We start from the raw sequence: 17,503 nt of genomic DNA, 5'->3' as shown, positions 1-17,503 counted from the left end.
TCAGCGCCGTTTCAGCGTGTCACCATAGCTGATTTTCGGCGTCAGGGTAACGCGAGACTCTAATTCAGCCTCGGGATCGGCCAGTTGGGCGGCTATGATCTCGGCGGCTTTGCGCCCGATCTCAAGACGACAGGCATCCATCGTGGCCAGCTTGCGCGGCAGGCCCTGCAACAGTTCAACGTTGTTGAACCCGGCAAGACCAATCTGTCCGGGCACGTCTATACCTTGCTCCAGCAGGTACAGCAGCCCTCCGGCACCAATCATATCATTGGAATAATACAGAAAATCCAGATCCGGAGAGCGTTCCAGCATGGCCTGCGTCATCTCACGCCCCTTGGCAAGGGCTGACCCGCCGGAATAGAACTCGCGGTCTTCAATTTCGACCCCGTGTTTGCCCAGCACTTCGGTGAAGCCTTCGAACCGTTTGCGGGCGCGGTGATCCAGCGGCATCTTGGTGCCCATAAACCCGATATGCTCGTACCCCGCCTTCAGGATTGCCTGCGCCATCTCGCGTCCGGCGCGGCGGTGCGAAATGCCAACCATTGCATCCACGGGTTTGCCATCAGTATCCATGATCTCGACCACTGGAATCCCCGAGGAGTCCAGCATGGCACGCGCGGCCTCGGTATGTTCCAGCCCCGCGATGATCACACCTGATGGCCGCCACGAGAGCATCTCGTACAGTACCTTTTCCTCTTTCTCGGGAAGGTAGTCGGTAACGCCGACCACGGGCTGCAATTCGGTATCTTCCAATACTTGGTTGATGCCGGTCAGCACCTCGGGGAAAACCATGTTCGAAAGTGAAGGGATGATCACCGCGACCAGATTCACCCGGCTTGAGGCCAGCGCGCCAGCGATCTTGTTGGGCACATATCCCAGTTCTTTTGCTGCGGCCAAAACGCGGGTGCGGGTGGCGTCCGACACGTCACCCCGGTTGCGCAGGACGCGGCTGACCGTCATCTCGGACACCCCCGAGGCCTCAGAGACATCCCGAAGAGTGAGCGGGCGTTTGGTTTCTGTTGTCACGATGGCACCTGCGTCGTTGTTTTAAGGGATGGTAGCGTGAACAGGACGCATTTTACAACTGCCCATCAAAGGTCATGACAACCTGAAAAATCCGGGGTACAGAGAGCCTTGCGCGGCCCCGTGGCTCAACTGGATAGAGCAGCCCCCTCCTAAGGGGCAGGTTGCAGGTTCGAATCCTGCCGGGGTCGCCAAAAACACCTGAAAAATATGGCTTATTTACAGGGCTTTGTGCGGAAGCGTGCGAAAAGTCCCGTGAGCTTTCAGGCCGAAATCAGCTGAAACGGCCGATTTCTCGTACAAAACCTGTACAAAATTCGCACGTTTGTGCGTACTTCGGGGGGCAATCATGAGCCGTCATAGCTTTGATCCCGAAATCGCCGGGCGAGTGGGCCTGAACGCAGCGGTGATTTTCCAGAACATCACCTTCTGGATCGAGAAGAACCAAGCCAACCGCCGCAACCTGCGAGACGGGCGGTATTGGACCTACAATTCCATCTTGGCCTTTGGCGAGTTGTTCCCCTATCTGACCGAGAAGCAGATCCGAACAGCGCTCGAAAAGCTGGTCAGCGCAGAGCTGATCATAAAAGGCAATTTCAGCGATGATCGATATGACCGGACCTGTTGGTATGCCCTGGGCAACTCCATTTGCCCAAATGGGCAAATCGATCCGACCGAAAGGGAAAATGATGCATTTGCCCCTGAGGGCAAGCCATCTGCCCCAGAGGGCAAATCCTATAAGAACAGATATAAACCATATCAAAAACCAAATCCTTCGCACGCGAAGGCGGCGGTGGAGGATGAGATTTCAGAAAAGATTTTGTCCGCCTATCCCGAAGATCGCATTCGCGGCAAAGCGGTTTGCCTCTCACAAATCCGCCACGCGCTGGCCGATGGTGTGGATGCTAAAGACCTCGAGGAAGCCGTGCGGGCCTATGCGAGTGAGAGCGAAGGTTTCACCCGATCCAAGGTGTGCTTCTCCGACAACTGGTTCACCTCTGGCCGTTGGTTGAAATATCTTCACGACGTTGAGGAGGCACGAGAAGCGGGCAAGGCCAAAGAGGCCGAGTTGCTGAAAGGCTTGGCCGAATGGGTCACAGATCGCCATCCACTGTGCCGTCACATCACGCCCGGCCAAGTGACCGCCTTGCTAGCTGCAAACCTGGTCAGCCCCGCCGAAATCGAGGCCGCAGGGCTGAGATCATGAACGCAACTGATCCCCACAAAGAGCAGAGAGCAAGGTTACCCACCGATTACATCGGCGGGACTTGTGAGGGGCGGCAAGCCTCCCCTTCAAACCCCAACCAGACGCGCGCAAGCGGCGTCAAAGAGGGCCTTTCCGAGAGCGTGATCTTTCGATGCACACCGTCCGAAAAGGCAGCGCTTGTAGCCAAGGCGCGCGCCGCTGGCCTGCCCAATGCCACGCTGATGCGCGAGGCCTTGGGCCTGACCGAGGCACGTCGGCGCAAGCCCGTCCCCCGAGTTGATCCGAAGCTGACCTTTGCGATTGCCCGTGTCGGCGGCAACCTCAATCAGCTCTCCCGCTGGATCAACGGCGCGGTCAAATCCGGCCGCGCGAGCCAGATCGATGCGCTCAAGGTCGCGACACAACTGGTGGTCATCGAGCGGCAGATGGCGCAGATCGTGGCGGCGCACACAGGCGGTGGCTAATGATCATCTCGTTCTTCTCCACCGGCACTGGTGGCGGTGCAGCTCCCGTAGATTACCTGACAGCGCGTGAAGTTCTGGCCTATGACGAGAACCGCAATCTGATCCGTGATGACAACGGCCAGCCGCAAACCAAGATCCGCGACCCGCTGCCCGAGGTGCTGCACGGCAATCCCGATCAGACCCGCGACCTGATCGATGCGAGCCCCAACAAATGGAGCTACACGGCAGGTGTGATCAGCTTTGCCGACAGCGACGATCCCAGTCCCGCCGCCCAGCAAGAGGCCATTGAGCTATTTGAGGCTCTGGCCTTTGCTGGGCTGGACAGGGATCAATACGACTGCCTTTGGGTGCGCCACTCGCATGAGGGCAACGTCGAGCTGCACTTCTGCACGCCACGCCTTGAGCTCAGCACCGGCAAGGCGTTGAACATCGCGCCGCCAGGGCATGAAAACGCCTTTGCCAGCCTGCGCGATCTATTGAACCAAACCCACGGTTGGGCGGACCCTTTAGAACCGGAGCGCGCGCGCGAAGTGAGGGCGACGATTGAAGCGCCGACGCGCGCGCAGGGTCGCGAAGCGCTGCACGATTGGATCCTCGATCAGATCAGCATCGGAACCATCACCGACCGCGCCAGCATGATTGATGCACTCACCGACGCGGGCTTCGAGATCCCCCGTGCCAGCAAGAATTATATCACCGCCAAAGACCCCGACACCGGTGAGCGCTGGCGATTGAAAGGAGAGATTTTCCATGACGACTGGCAAACCGAACCGCCTCGCCGAGAAATTGAACGCGGACCTGGAGACGATCCGGAGCGACCACGCCGCCTTGATGGCATCTCAACTGGAGAGCTTCAGGAGCGATTTCAGCAGCATTGCGACCAGCGCGCTGCATACAATCGAGACCGATATCAGGTTCTTTCTGAGCGACAGCAAGAGCGAGTTGGAGAGGCGGAGCGAGACGATCAGGCGCTGGTTGACGATCTCACCTTGGGTGATCGTGGGGATGGTCTCAACCTGGATCGCGACAGTGCTGATGGCGAGTTGGTTTTGGACGGGTTTGATCACGCGCTCGGAGCTAACGCAGATGGGTATGACGCGGATCGAACAGGCGGGACAGACATGGGTGACGCTGGACCCCGACCGGACGGAGTTGAAGACCTGCACGATGGCGCAACGGCCCATCATCTGTATCGAGATCAAGGAGCCTTAGATGACCATTCCACCGATAACACCCCTGACAGCTTTGGAGCGCGAATTGCTCGCATCCGTCGAACGGTTGGTGACGGCCTGCGAGAGCTCAGCCAAGGAATTGCACGCCTTGGAGAAACGCTCGACCAGCAGAATCGAAAGCAAGGTGAATGGCTTGGCGCACTGCGTGGCGCTATTGATGAAATCACATCTCACGTCCGTAACCACATTGGCCGACTTGCTGCGCGAGGAGCAGACTTACGAGACGCTTCAAGCGGGATTAGAGACCAGCTGGAAACTAGCGAAAGACGCCGAGAAGCGGCTGAACGAGAGTTAGACGCGAGAGATAGCCACCGCAGCGCGGGCCACTCGCTTTGATCTAACTGCAAATGTTGGCGTGGTTCGAGGGTCTGCAGCGGGAATCTTAGATTCGTTCTGCAGCAATTCACCACACGTCTGCGATTTCTTTGCTGGGTGGGCATGCGGATAAACCGGAAGTTCATGTAGAATGCAGCGAAGAGCTTGAAAGAGCCCATAACGGACCTTGGTGCATTGTGTAGCGAACGGCAGGTCAGAGCCCACTTTACAGATCTTCTGTAGTGCGGCGAATGTCGGCATTGGCGAAATTGCACACTTTTGGAAGCACTGCGAATAGCTTCAAAATGCGTTCGCGATGGACGTTACTGCGGGAACCCTGCGCGCATGTAAGCGATGATTTTCCAGATTTCTTCTTCAGTCAGCGTTTCCCTGAAGGGTGGCATGTCTGTTCCGAAGCGCTCACCACCTTCAGAAATTGCCCAGAGCAGATACTCGTCTCCCGACATCGGCATCTGAACGAACCATCTAAGGAGAGCGGGAGAAGGCGCGAGAGAACGACCGGCTTCGCCATCTCCGAGCCCCTCGGCTCCATGACAACTTGCGCAGTTCGCTGTGTATAGCGTCTGGCCTTCCGAGATAACATCAGGTGTTGCACGAATGGTGTTCCGAGCACCCCGATAAGCTGCGGGTACGCCCTCGTTCATGTAAGTCCAATGTCGTTGCATGCGCTGTTGCTGGCCCGGACCCATGTTGCCGTGCCCCCAGCCTGGCATGCGTTCAGACCACATGTGCCGCTGTCCCATTGGCCCGTGACCCCACCAGTCGCCTCGCTGCTGCTGCGCGAGGGCCACAGTGGCAGTGATGACACACAACGCGGCCACACCCAAATAGCGTAATCCATTCTGCTTCATCGTCTTCTCCCTATTGTTTCTGATCGTTGAACTTCACCTCAGGCTGCGTCGTAACTCGTGAACACTTCGGTGCTACCGTCGTGCCGGATCAAGAATACTTCGTAGGCTTCACGCTTATCTTCCGGCCCCATTCCGGGTGATCCATAGGGCATGCCTGGAACGGCGAGACCGACTGCATCTGGACGTTCGTCCAGAAGGCGACGGATGTCTGCAGCCGGCACATGGCCCTCGATCATGTAGCCATCGATCTCGCCCGTGTGGCACGACATCATGTCTTGAGGGATGCCATTGTCCAACTTGTGCCGAACCAGCAGAGTGCCAAAGCTGCGCTCCTCGGTTACACGAAAGCCTTCCGCTCGAAGAATATCGACCCACACCCGGCAACAGCCGCAATTCGGGTCCTTGAGAACGTGGATGGACGGAGTCCCCTGCGCAATCGCGGCGAAGGGTGCAATGCTGGCAAGACCTACAGCGGCGGTGATAATGTGACGGCGCGTTATATGCATATGAGTCGTCCTTTTGCTCTGTATTGGATCTTGTCATCCCTTGGCGGCTGTATCCGAGCCAATGTGTCGTGATCTTGCTCAAGCATGCTGATGATCGACGACCTCGCGGCGCTCGGCGAGCGCCTGGCGAGTGATCTGGAACGAGGACGACAAAAACAGGCTCGCCATGATAGCGGCTACGACGAGGTCAGGCCAACCTGACGCCGTGCCCCAGACGCCCAAGGCGGCGATCATGACCGCCACATTGCCGATGGCATCGTTTCGAGAGCAAAGCCAGACCGAGCGGACGTTGGCATCCCCGTCCTTGTAGCTCACCAAAAGGAAGACGCTTGCAAGGTTCGTCGCCAAAGCCAGAGCACCAACAATGCCCATGATCTCGGCTTCCGGCACACCGACGTAGAACACGCGGTAGACAGTTGAACCGAACACCCAAGCGCCCATCAGGAACAGGCTGATCCCCTTGGCCAAGGCCGCATTTGTGCGAGCGCGGATCGAAGCTCCGATCACGGCGAGCGAAATGCCATAGGTGAGCGCGTCTCCCAGGAAGTCGAGAGCATCCGCCTGAAGCGCCTGTGACTTCGCCAAGTGCCCCGCCGTCATCTCGACCACGAACATCGTGGCGTTCAGCGCGATGACGATCCAGAGCCGCCGCTTGTACACGTCTGACATGCCGTCGAACTTGGCGCCATTGCCGCAGCATCCTGCCTTCACACACCCTCCTTCAGTTCGAGAGGCATTTGTGCCGGACTGAGATTGCCTTCGCCGCCGGGTATGGTCGGCACTTGGCCGCGCCGGATGCGCGCCACGCGCCGGTTCATCCAGTGTCGGACGACAAGGCGATAGAACAGACCGCGCCAACCCGAAAGTTGGCTGTGGTCCGCATAGAAGTCGTCGGGGCTGTCGAAGACACCGAAGTCGTGGTTGATGCCTGTCTTCTGGATGTAAGTGCTTGCGCCCGTCCATTCGACGCGTGGGGCCTGAAGGCAATCTGTCCCCGCGCCATAGGCGCAGAGAGACGTGCGATCCGGGAAGGTCTCCTGAAGCGCGCTCAAGACGCTGTGGTCAAGGATAAAACCCTCGAGGTTAATCCAAGTGCCGTCAGTTAGGACATCGACCCAGGAATGGAGGATGTCTCTCGGAGCGATTGGGTAGACCAACTCCGGCACAACGCCACGCTGCAAGCCTTTGTCGATCGTGAAGCCATGAAACCGACAGGGGATGTCCAGCGCCCTGAGTAGGGCCATCAGGAGCGTGCCTTTCGTGTTGCATTGACCATGTCCATCGGCGAGTACGCGAGAGGCAGGCAGCGCATCGTTGCTGTTGTATCCGAAGAGAATTTCGTTGCGCACGAAATCATAGGCCGCGCCAATGCGAGCGTGGGGTTCAAGCGAAGACCATCCTCGTTCAGCGATCAATCCTTGAATGGCACTGGATCGAAAATCGAGCATGGGGGTTTCGGCGAGGTATTTCTGAGACATGAATCACTCTAGTTCTGGCGTCCCACATCATATACAATCTCTAGTGACTAGAGGTTCAAGAGGTTTCTTCATGTTTTCTATCGGCGAGCTTTCCAAGCGCACAAAAGTTAAGGTTCCGACCATTCGTTACTATGAGGAGCTGGGACTTTTGGCAGAAGCCGAGCGCACTGAAGGCAACCAAAGGCGATACGATAAAGCGGGGTTAGAGCGCCTAAGCTTTATTCGCCATGCCCGCGATTTAGGCTTTTCCATAGAAGCAATCCTGTCCCTCATCGAACTTCAGGAACACCCAAATCGTTCTTGCCAATCAGCAACTGAGATTGCGACATCGCAGCTCACGGACGTGCGTATTAAAATCAAACGGTTGCGCGCCCTTGAGAAAGAACTCGTTCGAATGTCCAAGGGGTGTGACGGTGATGGCATATCCAAGGATTGCTACGTGCTGGCGTCACTGGCTGATCACAAGCTTTGTGACCGCGAACATTGATCTGGCAAAGACCTCTTTTAGCAGCAGGACTTGCCTTCTTGGATCGGTGGACATGGAACCGTTGCGTAAGACCAATAGATGCAGCAATCCCCCTCAAACCGGACATCAGTGTTAATGTAGTGAAGGTCGGAAAAGTCCCGCACTGCGGACACTGGACTTGACAGTTTCGAATGACTGCAACGCGGACTCTTCTGCCGTTCGCTGATGCAGCGAAATTGACTTCCGCACGACGGCCTAATTTCTGAGCCAGTTGTGGCGGCGCAGCATGATTTCCCATTAGCGGTCGTTCAAAATGGTCAAAACGGCCGAAGCCAGAGCCAGCCGTTCGCTGCGCCAGCGCTGGATGTCTCGCCATGGTCTCCGATCACTTCCCTAATGAGCTCCAAATCAATGGCCACTCAAGACCAAAGAAAACACCGGGAGCATAAATACTTGAATTCTCAGAATAATCGCGTGCACCAACCCCAGCGTATCCACGGCGTGTAGATAGACCCGCTCGACAGAACCAACGTCACCCTCGTGTAGAACGTCATGATGATTGCTGTAGGCATTCGCCAGACACGTGGACCCGGTCAAAACTTCGTCGACACTGCCAGGATAAACAGGCTCTAGGAAAACCGTTAGGCTGCCCGGCAACAGGCCAATCTGCGGATCAAGAAGACGGTCCTCCTGCCTAATCTGCCCCGAGGGTAGAACATCCTGAATATCGACCACCACCATTGGAATTACAGTGAAAGGTTTGGAAAGGCAGGACATTTCGACGTAGCTTCCCACCTTGATGACAGGCGCGGAAATCTGGCCGAAACTGGCTAGGAATCGCTTATTGCTGGAGAACTTTTCAGGGATAAGGATCCCTGCAGGGCGCAAGATCGGATTGACATAGTCTCCGACCTGCAAAGTGAATTGCTCGACTGAACCATCCACACCTGCGTAGACGTAAGTTTTGGCGAGCTCTGCTTCCGCTTGTTCCAGGGTCGCTTTTGCCGCCTCCAATTCAGCAGGTATTTGTTCCTTCAAACGCTCTTGAGCGGCCAGCTGATTGGCCTTGGCAGCTTCCAACTCGTTCTGCCTCACCAAAGCCAGATTCGACGCTCTCACCAGTCGCTGTTCGAGAGCTGCGCCGGAATTCCTGTCAGCAAGTTCTCTTTCCTGGGCAAGGTCATATTCTGCTTGCGCCAGATTGGCCTTCGCCATTTCTACTGTTGCACCGGCAGCCGCCAAGTTCGCCTCGGCTACAGGGATCGAAGCTTCGGTTTGCAGAATTCTTGTTTTGGCCGCGAGAACAGCCGCATCTTGGCTGGCGCTGTCCAAGCGGAAAAGAAGCTGGCCACCTTTTACAGATTGCCCGTTTTCGACCAAAACCTCAGACACCCGTCCCCCGGTTTCCGGGAGAATTGTAACCGTTCGAAAGAACGAACGGACATTCGTGGCAGATGGGTGATAGTAGAAAACTACGGTGATCAAGGCCAGCGTAAGAAGCAGACATGTCGTCAAGCCATATCTCAGCTCGTACCATACCGAGAAGAGGTTTATCTCCTGCCCCCATTTCTTTCCTTGCCAGTAACGGCGAAAAAGGTAATCCGGGAAAATTGTGACTAAAGAGCAAAGCAGGAACTCAAGCATTTCCGTCACTTTCCATTTTAGGCTGGGCAGTTTTCTCACCGCGGGGCGCAGCGACAGAAAGTTGAATTGCGTCAAGAGATGACGCAATCGATTTCAGTGGATTGAGAGACCGAGCTATGGATTTGATAGGGGTCAAGAAGTCGGGAAACTTGAAAGCCGCAATGACCAAGGCAATCACCCAAAACAGATTATTGTGCGTGAACAATGCAAGCAGTGCCAATATCCCCACCACTTGAAACTGGGCATGGCCAGCTTCATGTGCGATATTTTCCGGCACGGAATGAAGTGTAAAGTACACGGCACCTGCGACTACGAAAATTCCAATGATTGCAACCACGACCAGGATGAACAATAAGTCGCTTCCGTCGCTTGAAGGAAAAAACGACGGCAAATGGCCCGTGGCCAACGGGTGCATGCTTTGTGTCTCAGAAAGAGTACTCATACTTTATTTCTCCGTCTCGAATCTGCTGCGATCGTGCGATGCCTATAAGGCGCATTTACAAACCATTTGAGCGCGCCCATGATTTTCGCGTCAGTTGTTGTTTGACTGGATACGCTGCAGGATGACCTCTGGATTGAACGACGACGCTGCCTGTTGCGGTGGAAACTCCAAAAGACTCCTGAAAAAGTTCCTGGCCGTGGCTTGAGCGATCGCGCCGACAAACGTTCTGTCAAATGCCCACTGGTCATAGCTGTTGCTGTTGAAGTCTGCCGTTTCGAAGGGGTCTGTTCTGAGGTTGTAGAGCTTTGGGAAGCTGAGCGGGATCATCGGCTCTTGCCAAGCGCCCAAGGCAGTGCCTCGTTGCTCGCTAAAGACCAGCTTCCAATCACGGAAACGCATGGCCGCCACACCTCCGTTGTCAGTAAAATAGAAGAACTCCTGTCGAGCACCTTCCTCGGTTTCGCCGGTCAACAGAGGCAATTGATTGTAGCCATCCAGATGCACACGATATGGTTTCCCATTTAGCTCATGGCCTTCCCTCAGCTTCTCAACAATGTCTACTTCGCCTGCGGCTGCCAGCAGTGTTGGGAACCAATCAAGATTGGACATAATCTCGTTGGAAACCGTTCCGGAGGGAATGCGGCCTGGCCATCGTACCGCTCCGGGAACACGGTATGCACCTTCCCAATTGGTGAACTTCTCGCTCCGATAGGGAGTAATCCCGCCATCAGGCCATAGGCTTGTCTGAGGGCCATTGTCGGCATGGTAGATGACAATGGTATTCTCCGAGAAACCAAGATCATCCAGTTTTCCCAAAAGAGAGCCGACCCATGCATCATGCTGCAACAAACCGTCGGCATATTTGCCTTGTCCAGAAACTCCTTTCCACTCATCAGGCACATAGGTGGGGTAGTGCATTCTGGTAGAGTTCATCCAAAGGAAAAACGGTTGGTCGCTCGCTTTTGCCAGTTCAAGAAAATCGAAACCCTCGGAAAGCACCTCATCATCAAAGGTCTTCATGCGTTCCCGATCCAGCGGGCCCATATCCTCGATGGTCTGCGTGCCATCACCGTTTGCGACACTTCTGACAGGATTTCGAGGACCAAGATTTTCCTTGAAAACTGGATTTCCGGGGTAATCTTCGTTTTCTAGTTCGTTGTACGCATTCAGGTGGTACAATATTCCGAAAAAGCGGTCGAACCCGTGCATTGTTGGCAAGTGTTCATCGCGATCACCCAGATGGTTCTTTCCAAATTGCGCAGTGATATACCCCTGATCCTTCAAAGCCGCGGCTATCGTCGGATTCTGTTCGTTCATTCCATTCTTGTCGCCGGGCAGGCCCACCTTTGCGAGGCCAGTTCGAATTGTGGCCTGACCAGTGATTAGGGCGGAGCGCCCTGCGGTACAAGATTGCTCGGCATAGTAGTCCGTAAAGGCCATGCCGTCTTCGAACAAACCATCAATGTTCGGTGTTTTGTAACCTCTTGAACCTCTGTGATTGAAGCTGAGATCCCAGATTCCCGTATCATCACTGGTGATGATTAGAATGTTAGGCTTCCGCTCTTCGGCAAATGCAGCTCCCATGACCCCTGTCATCAGAGTTGCAACTATTACGCTTCGAATCAGGGATTTAGTCATAGCACTCCAAGTCCATTATTTGCCTTCGCCATTTCAGCGCAGCGCTTATTCAGCATGGCCACCATCGACCCAATCGTTGATCATTTGAGCGAAATCTTCTCGCTTATCCTGATATGAGAAGTGCCCGCACTCCTCAAAAACTCGAAGTTTCGAGTTTTTGAGTCGCTCCTGAAATTTATGCGCCGTTTCCACGAGCAAGAGTTTGTCATCCTCTCCCCAAAAGATTTGGATCGGCAGATCAATTTCGGGAAGATAAGGCTCAATCGAGTCGATGATTTCAGGATAGGCTTTGAACCATTGCATGACGGCGGGTATCCTGCCGCGGTAGGACGCAAAATAGTCCTCTACCTCGTCATCACTAGGAGTATAGTTTACATAGGCGAGCTTGTTGGCTCCAACCACGAATGGCCCGGCCCCTCCAATCTTAAATATCAGGCGCCACAATGGTGAAGTGACGGCCCGGTCGATGATTGAACCATTATGCGATGGGGTGACGCAAGGTCCGTCCCCCAAAACGAGACTCTTCAAACGATGATCACGATGAATGGCGTAGTGTAGCGCAACCGGCATGCCAACGTCGGGTCCAACCAGATGAAAATCCGAGATTCCAAGCTCGCGAACAAACAGATCCAGGATCTCGCTTTGAGCTTCGGTATTCATCACCTCGTAGCCGCCTTCGCTCCGGCCGAAGCCGGGAAGGTCGAGCCCGATCAACCGAAACTTTTTGGCAAGACTTGGCCAGATTTGTTCGAAGCAACGAATGCTCTGCGGTAGCGGACTCAGAAAGAGTATTGCCGGACCGCTTTCGTTGCCTGCAGCCGAGTACCTGAGGCGAAGACCCTTGATGGTCATGAACTGAAAGCTCATCTTGTAATCGGTCAACGCGTCCATTTTATCGAAGGACCTTTTCTGAACAGCTTTCAGCGCCCGATACTCGGGTGTTATGAGCATCAAACCTGACGCTATGAATTCGTTGAAGATTGCTCCGGGTATTGATGTGAACTTCATCGTCTGCCTCGCTGCTGGAGGTCAAGACTGCCTATGGCTAGGCAGGACGCGCAATCCATTGTACGAATCCGGCAAGTGAGGGGCCATCAGAGAGGAATAAATTCGGAAAGATGGAGGCCTGTGATCATCTGAACCAACTGAAACGCATGACACTGAGCCTCAGCCGTTTTGAGGACTTCCACTATGCGATTCCTGGCTGGCGGGGTGAGTTCACATTGCTGTCCAAGGGGGCATTTGAGGGTAAGCTCGAGGTGGCGCAAATGCCTCACTTGAGAGCGTTTGTCGCCGAGACCAGCAGTTCGCTCCTGACAAAGGGGCCTGCTGACGAAAACAGCGTCACCATCATTCCTATCACAAGACGCTCTCAGGCAACGCGTTGGCAAGGCAGACAGCTTGAGCGTGGCGACATTCTCATCAGAGGCACTGGTATTGAATATCATAACTGCACGGAAAGCTGTGCCCAAATTGAAGCCCTGATTGTCAGCAAGCGGGTTCTCCAGAACGCGATGCAAATTCTGTCTTATGGTGAATTGGACATTGATCTCGAGACTTGGACAGTTCTTCACACCAACCCTGCAGGTGCGATGCTTATTCAGCGGCAAATACAAATGCTATGCCATGGCGCAATATCGCATTTGTCACAAGCGGACACCGAGGCAAGAATCCTACGCTGTCTGGTCGAAGCGCTGCAAGTAACTCAGTTCAAATCCGAGCACACGATTGCAAACGAGAAGCAATACAAACTTGTCGCCTCAGTGATCGAATACATGAATGCAAATATTTCTGCCCCTCTGACCGCCTTGGGCCTGTGCAAAGAATTTCATGTCAGCGATCGTCTTCTTAGGCATGCTTTTCACAAGCACTATGGTATGGGACCAATAGCATTTTTGAATGCGATTAGAATAAACCATATAAAAAAATGTCTGGCATACAGTAACCCTCATGATGTTCTGGTGTCAGACGTATTGCGGGCTCACGGCGTAAAAAGGCCAGGAAGCTTCTCCCGCAAGTATTTCGACTACTTTGGAGAAAGGCCCAGTGAAACACTTGGAATACGCAAATATTGACCGCCTTTGAGCATTGTTTTTGCAGATAAGCTGCCCATGGATGAGGACACCCTGAGAATAACTGAGTCATCCAAGCTTGGTATTTGTCGATCAATTTTGGGCCAGGCGATCCATGCCTAGAAAACGAGCGGTGACATTTCTGATCTTCTTTGACTAAAGTTACACCAGAAATCCGGATAGTTGGTTATCCGGCGTTGGGGACAGCTATCCTGTACAGAAAAGGCAGGTCCAAGTATGTCTGGCAGCGCCTTGCTCTGCGCCGCCGCGACTAGTTCCGCAATTTATCGGGCGTTCGGCGGCGGGTTCGACAAAACCGCATCAGGCGATTTCGCCTGCAACTCGGGCATCAGCGCATAAAATCATGCTGACAAATGAATGAACGTCCGCTATTCGCGCTGCTTAGTAGCCAACGGCTATACTTGTTTCATCGCTGTATCTGCGAAAGTCAAAACCCGTGCACTTCCGGTGTGGGCTCATTCCGGCCGTTAGCTGCGTTTTGCACCAAGGTCCGCACTGAGTATCGTTAATGCTTGAAACAGTTCTCTCTGTGCCAGGTTACAAACTCAGTCCTTGGCTGGTTGGCGAGGCGGTCCGGCACCAAGATCTTGCCGGACGAGTTGATCATGGACGTCACGGCTTCGATGTCGTTGCTCTGACGGGAAACCAGAATTGTCAGGTCGTCAGCCAACCCAACGAGGCCGCGATCAAACATCCAATGCGCAGTTCCAGACAGGGCGAGCCCGTTGCTGACGATGTCGGGACCGTCATGCTCTATCGGTCTGATATGAGCGGCTTCCACTTCAGCTCGGCCACCGCCGTTGATGAGACGTAAACCAGTTATAGCGCAGCGCTCGCCGTAGGCGCGCAGGACGTTCTTTCTGAAATTACGATCGCGAACCGCGCGATTGGTCAGCTGGTTGACGCGTTCTCGAGCGGGCATGTGTTGAAAAGGTGTTTGAGCATCTTGAAACCCTGGCATCTGCATCGTGTCGCCCACGCGAGGCAGGATGTCCTCATCTCGTCCAAGGCCACGTTCGACTATTCGGGCAAAGTCTTCAGCTGAAAGGGTTCTTACTGCGGCTTGCGCGCGTCCGGATATCTTGCCTTGATCGTTCAGCAATCCTCTTTCGATGATTGAATTCTCGTCCCGGAATGAAACAGGGTCGCCGAAATCAAGATACGTTCCTGACTCGATGACCGCCAAGAACATGTCCTGCTTCCTAGGATCCGGAATGATCTCCTGGACCTTGGCGACAGCGAAGTAACCTTTGGTCTCTTTGACTTTGCTTGGCTCCAGGTAGACGATCCAATCCCCTTCGCACTGTTGGGCGCGAGAGAGGTATTGCTTGGGAAACTGATACCGCTCAGAGGGAATGTCGTCGTAGATCGAGTCGCTGCGATGGATGAAGATGCCGAAAGCCATCGGATCACCTGCGTTGTAGGCGTTCCAATTTTCGATCGGCCGCGCGTAGGGTCAGCACCGCGCCTGTCAAAAATGGAAGTGCCAAGCCCGCTGCAGCGATTGCGAAAATCATGATGGTGGCCAAAACCGAGTATTCGGCGGTCTGTTGTGCCAGTGATAGTCGACCCAAGCCAATCAGGTAGAACACGCTGGTTCCCAGGAAGATCAGGTAAAGCGGCCCAAAGGGTTCGATCACCTCACGGCGAGTGCGCTCCAAGACCGAATGCCGCAACATGTTCCAGCGTTTGCTTGCCTTGTTCACCAGATTACTCCCTTACCAACTCGATCCATGTGTGCACGTCATCATCCGTCACTTCACGACCTTCGACATGCGATTGATACCAGCGCGCGACAATGGCCCCGCGCTTTTCGCTTTTGATTTTTATGCCCTCATCGGTGAGGTGCTTATCCAGCAAGCTTTCGATGTGCTTGAGGGCCTCGAAATCATGTCCAGCCCGAATGGATTTGGTGCCGAGCAGTAGCCAAGCGACGTCAACATCGTAGCGGCTTTGCATCTTGACGAGGGCCTCGACCGGGACGCCGCGTTTGCCCTTTTCGTAGCTGTGATAGGCACGATGTGACACGCCAATAGCTTCAGCCATAGCGGCCTGCGAGACGCCTATCTCATTGCGACAGATCGCGAGGCGAGCGCCAATCTCTGCAAACAATTCAGCATCATCTCGCACCATGCAAGTTTCCCAATTGACGAGTGCGCAATTTTGTATAAACATAGCACAAAATGACGCATATTTACGGTTTGATCCATCTGACCACGTCAGAAGGTGCAGAACAAGCGATTCCATGCGTGTCGCCGATTCAACTTACGCGGACAAGGACAACTGAAATGGCAGAGACCAACTATTCAGAAAGCTCTCAGATCCTGGGGCTTGGAAAAACACCCGCGCAGTGGGTCGAAGTTATGGCCGGGATGGGGATCAATATTTCAGAACGCACTTTGCGTGAACGCGCCAATGAGACCGGCGCCTTTTATCGCCTTGGGCGGACTATGCTCATCACGCCCGCGCAAATTGATACGATTTTTGAAGGAGGCCAGTCATGCCGCTCCAAATTTACAAGAGGGGCCGTGTCTACTGGGCCAAGGGGTGGATTGAATACAACGGCAGGCCAATCGCCGGCCCATACCGGCGAAGCACTAAGGCATCTACAGAAGAGGGCGCACGGGACTGGATAAACCATGAGACTGAACGGCAGATCCGTCGCTATGTCGTGGGCGACGAACCGAGCAAGACGTTCTCTGATGCAATCATGCTCTACAACGCGTCCCCCAAAGCGGCGAAGCAGTTGATCCCGATTGTCGAAGCAATCGGCGATCTGTCGCTAGGCGCGATTTCTGGTGCGCTATTGAAGAGCCTTGGACCAAAGCTGAAACCTAAAGCATCGACCGATACTTGGTGGCGCGAAATCGTGACGCCCGCGAGTGCGGTGATCAACAACGCGCACGAGCTGGAAGGCACGCCGCTGATCCGCGTTAAGCCCTACGACAAGTTCGAGCGGATCGCGCAGGACAAGCGGCGCGGGAAACTCAGCCGCGTCGAGCGCACACCGGCTGACAAGGTATGGATCGAGGCGTTTTGCCGTGCCGCAGATCCGTATAACGCCGCGCTGGTCCGTTTTATGTTTGAGACGGCTGCGCGAATTGATCAGGCCGTTTCGTTGGAGCCTGATGACCTAAGGCCGCACGAGAACAAAGTCCGAGTGAAAGCGCAGAAGGGCCATCCGGAAAGTTGGATCACCGTCTCACCTCAGATGATGGACGAGCTGCTTGCACTGCCGCCTAAACGCCCCAAAAATCGCAAGACCGGCAAGCTCATGAAGGCGCGCGTTTTTGGCTATGGCAGTTCCACCGGTTACAACACGCGCTGGAAGACGATCTGCAAGCGCGCGGGCATCCCGTATCTTTCAGCCCACCCAGCAGGGCGGCACGGGTTCTTCACCGAATTGGTCGTCCGTCAGGGCGTCGATCCGGTTACTGCAGCCAAAGCTGGCCGCTGGTCAGACCCCAATTTGCCCATGCGAATCTATGCTCACGCGGAGACCGACGAGGCCGACATCAGGGCCCGTTTTCGTACAAACCACGTACAGGATGACGCTGTACAAACACCCAACAGTAAGAAATCACAAAAGGAATAGCGCTATGAACGCATCCCTCCTAAGGGGCAGGTTGCAGGTTCGAATCCTGCCGGGGTCGCCAAAGCTTCCATTTTAACCTTTCCCTTCAGTGGTTTGCGTCGTAGTTTTGTCCAACCAGTCCGAAAGGTTGGACACATTTTCTTCGGAATGAACACGCGCCATTCCAGACTCGGCCAGCTTTTTTCGCTGCGCCGCTCGGACGTATCGTGCGGCTTCTCTGGTGTTTTTGTGTGCCAGAAAAGCCATGATTTCCAATTCAGTCGCGCCAGCTTCTGCCATGCTGGTCGCGCCGCGTTTTCTAAGCCCATGTGCTCTACAGCGATCAGGCAAACCGGCTTCCTTGCACTTGTCTGCAAACCAGTTGCCGAAGCTTTCGACGGTATATGGATTACCGCTTTCATTAGTGATGAACACGGTAGTTCCCCGGGGCAATTGCTGAATCTCTGCAACCGGTGTTGTCACGTTAACTTCCGACCCACCAAGGAATGCTGATGCCCGGACTTCAAGCAGCTCGAGTGGCGGCATTCC

General features: G+C 54.7%; 19 protein-coding genes and 1 tRNA gene. 7 read left to right on the top strand and 13 right to left on the bottom strand.

What is annotated here, in order from left to right:
* The gene (locus AC2FNR_RS00915) at nucleotides 1–1,026 is read right to left on the bottom strand and encodes a LacI family DNA-binding transcriptional regulator (RefSeq protein WP_170755452.1); all 1,026 of its coding nucleotides are present in this window, start codon (nucleotides 1,024–1,026) and stop codon (nucleotides 1–3) included.
* Between the two features lie 114 nt (nucleotides 1,027–1,140).
* On the opposite strand from AC2FNR_RS00915, the gene AC2FNR_RS00910 reads away from it, so the two are divergent.
* The 4 genes from AC2FNR_RS00910 (at nucleotide 1,141) to AC2FNR_RS00895 (ending at nucleotide 4,262) form a co-directional block, all read left to right on the top strand.
* Nucleotides 1,141–1,217: transfer RNA gene (locus tag AC2FNR_RS00910), tRNA-Arg, on the top strand.
* A 155-nt stretch (nucleotides 1,218–1,372) separates the two neighbouring features.
* Nucleotides 1,373–2,230, top strand: coding sequence for a hypothetical protein (locus AC2FNR_RS00905; protein ID WP_496814484.1), 858 nt, complete (start codon nucleotides 1,373–1,375; stop codon nucleotides 2,228–2,230).
* Entirely contained in the window at nucleotides 2,227–2,694 is a 468-nt protein-coding gene (locus tag AC2FNR_RS00900; protein ID WP_496814486.1) for a plasmid mobilization protein, read from the top strand. The genes AC2FNR_RS00905 and AC2FNR_RS00900 overlap by 4 nt, the downstream gene beginning before the upstream one ends.
* Nucleotides 2,694–4,262 carry a relaxase family protein gene (locus AC2FNR_RS00895; RefSeq protein WP_496814488.1) on the top strand — a complete coding sequence of 523 codons (1,569 nt, stop codon included), beginning with the start codon at nucleotides 2,694–2,696 and terminating at the stop codon, nucleotides 4,260–4,262. The genes AC2FNR_RS00900 and AC2FNR_RS00895 overlap by 1 nt, the downstream gene beginning before the upstream one ends.
* A gap of 302 nt (nucleotides 4,263–4,564) precedes the next feature.
* Here the strand turns inward: AC2FNR_RS00895 and AC2FNR_RS00890 are convergent, their stop codons facing one another.
* The 4 genes from AC2FNR_RS00890 to AC2FNR_RS00875 form a co-directional block, all read right to left on the bottom strand.
* Nucleotides 4,565–5,113, bottom strand: coding sequence for a c-type cytochrome (locus AC2FNR_RS00890; RefSeq protein WP_496814490.1), 549 nt, complete (start codon nucleotides 5,111–5,113; stop codon nucleotides 4,565–4,567).
* A gap of 38 nt (nucleotides 5,114–5,151) precedes the next feature.
* Nucleotides 5,152–5,619, bottom strand: coding sequence for a DUF411 domain-containing protein (locus AC2FNR_RS00885; protein WP_496814492.1), 468 nt, complete (start codon nucleotides 5,617–5,619; stop codon nucleotides 5,152–5,154).
* A gap of 78 nt (nucleotides 5,620–5,697) precedes the next feature.
* Nucleotides 5,698–6,288: a cation efflux transmembrane domain-containing protein gene (locus AC2FNR_RS00880; RefSeq protein WP_496814521.1), complete on the bottom strand. Its 591-nt coding sequence runs from the start codon at nucleotides 6,286–6,288 to the stop codon at nucleotides 5,698–5,700.
* A 38-nt stretch (nucleotides 6,289–6,326) separates the two neighbouring features.
* The gene (locus tag AC2FNR_RS00875; RefSeq protein ID WP_496814494.1) at nucleotides 6,327–7,097 is read right to left on the bottom strand and encodes a transglutaminase-like domain-containing protein; all 771 of its coding nucleotides are present in this window, start codon (nucleotides 7,095–7,097) and stop codon (nucleotides 6,327–6,329) included.
* 70 nt (nucleotides 7,098–7,167) lie between these two features.
* On the opposite strand from AC2FNR_RS00875, the gene AC2FNR_RS00870 reads away from it, so the two are divergent.
* Nucleotides 7,168–7,584 (top strand): MerR family transcriptional regulator, encoded by a 417-nt coding sequence (locus tag AC2FNR_RS00870; protein WP_496814496.1) that lies wholly within the window; start codon nucleotides 7,168–7,170, stop codon nucleotides 7,582–7,584.
* Nucleotides 7,585–7,971: 387 nt separating this feature from the next.
* Here the strand turns inward: AC2FNR_RS00870 and AC2FNR_RS00865 are convergent, their stop codons facing one another.
* The 4 genes from AC2FNR_RS00865 to AC2FNR_RS00850 all read right to left on the bottom strand — a co-directional run bounded on the left by AC2FNR_RS00865 (nucleotide 7,972) and on the right by AC2FNR_RS00850 (nucleotide 12,295).
* Entirely contained in the window at nucleotides 7,972–9,207 is a 1,236-nt protein-coding gene (locus AC2FNR_RS00865) for an HlyD family secretion protein (RefSeq protein WP_496824721.1), read from the bottom strand.
* Entirely contained in the window at nucleotides 9,200–9,649 is a 450-nt protein-coding gene (locus AC2FNR_RS00860) for a hypothetical protein (RefSeq protein ID WP_145975742.1), read from the bottom strand. The genes AC2FNR_RS00865 and AC2FNR_RS00860 overlap by 8 nt, the downstream gene beginning before the upstream one ends.
* A 90-nt stretch (nucleotides 9,650–9,739) precedes the next feature.
* Nucleotides 9,740–11,287, bottom strand: coding sequence for an arylsulfatase (locus AC2FNR_RS00855; RefSeq protein ID WP_496814500.1), 1,548 nt, complete (start codon nucleotides 11,285–11,287; stop codon nucleotides 9,740–9,742).
* A 45-nt stretch (nucleotides 11,288–11,332) separates the two neighbouring features.
* Nucleotides 11,333–12,295, bottom strand: coding sequence for an alpha/beta fold hydrolase (locus AC2FNR_RS00850; RefSeq protein WP_496814502.1), 963 nt, complete (start codon nucleotides 12,293–12,295; stop codon nucleotides 11,333–11,335).
* Between the two features lie 146 nt (nucleotides 12,296–12,441).
* On the opposite strand from AC2FNR_RS00850, the gene AC2FNR_RS00845 reads away from it, so the two are divergent.
* Nucleotides 12,442–13,362 (top strand): helix-turn-helix domain-containing protein, encoded by a 921-nt coding sequence (locus AC2FNR_RS00845; RefSeq protein WP_496814503.1) that lies wholly within the window; start codon nucleotides 12,442–12,444, stop codon nucleotides 13,360–13,362.
* Between the two features lie 523 nt (nucleotides 13,363–13,885).
* Here AC2FNR_RS00845 and AC2FNR_RS00840 read toward each other — a convergent pair.
* From AC2FNR_RS00840 to AC2FNR_RS00830, 3 genes are read right to left on the bottom strand one after another with little or no spacing between them, the layout of a single operon-like run.
* Nucleotides 13,886–14,785, bottom strand: a complete 900-nt coding sequence (locus AC2FNR_RS00840; protein ID WP_496814504.1) for an HNH endonuclease — start codon at nucleotides 14,783–14,785, stop codon at nucleotides 13,886–13,888.
* 4 nt (nucleotides 14,786–14,789) lie between these two features.
* On the bottom strand, nucleotides 14,790–15,086 hold the full coding sequence (locus AC2FNR_RS00835) for a hypothetical protein (RefSeq protein WP_039966215.1): 297 nt from the start codon (nucleotides 15,084–15,086) through the stop codon (nucleotides 14,790–14,792).
* Nucleotides 15,087–15,090: 4 nt separating this feature from the next.
* A complete protein-coding gene (locus AC2FNR_RS00830) occupies nucleotides 15,091–15,513 on the bottom strand; it encodes a helix-turn-helix domain-containing protein (RefSeq protein ID WP_496814507.1) in 423 nt (140 codons plus the stop codon).
* Between the two features lie 367 nt (nucleotides 15,514–15,880).
* On the opposite strand from AC2FNR_RS00830, the gene AC2FNR_RS00825 reads away from it, so the two are divergent.
* Nucleotides 15,881–16,975, top strand: a complete 1,095-nt coding sequence (locus AC2FNR_RS00825; protein ID WP_496814509.1) for a tyrosine-type recombinase/integrase — start codon at nucleotides 15,881–15,883, stop codon at nucleotides 16,973–16,975.
* Between the two features lie 72 nt (nucleotides 16,976–17,047).
* Here the strand turns inward: AC2FNR_RS00825 and AC2FNR_RS00820 are convergent.
* Nucleotides 17,048–17,503 (bottom strand): tyrosine-type recombinase/integrase (locus tag AC2FNR_RS00820; RefSeq protein WP_496847659.1); only part of this gene is annotated, 456 nt, incomplete at its 5' end.

The organism is Ruegeria sp. SATB045 (assembly GCF_059613525.1).
The sequence above is the reverse complement of the archived record's forward strand: the minus strand, read 5'-3'. Positions and strand labels throughout refer to the sequence as shown.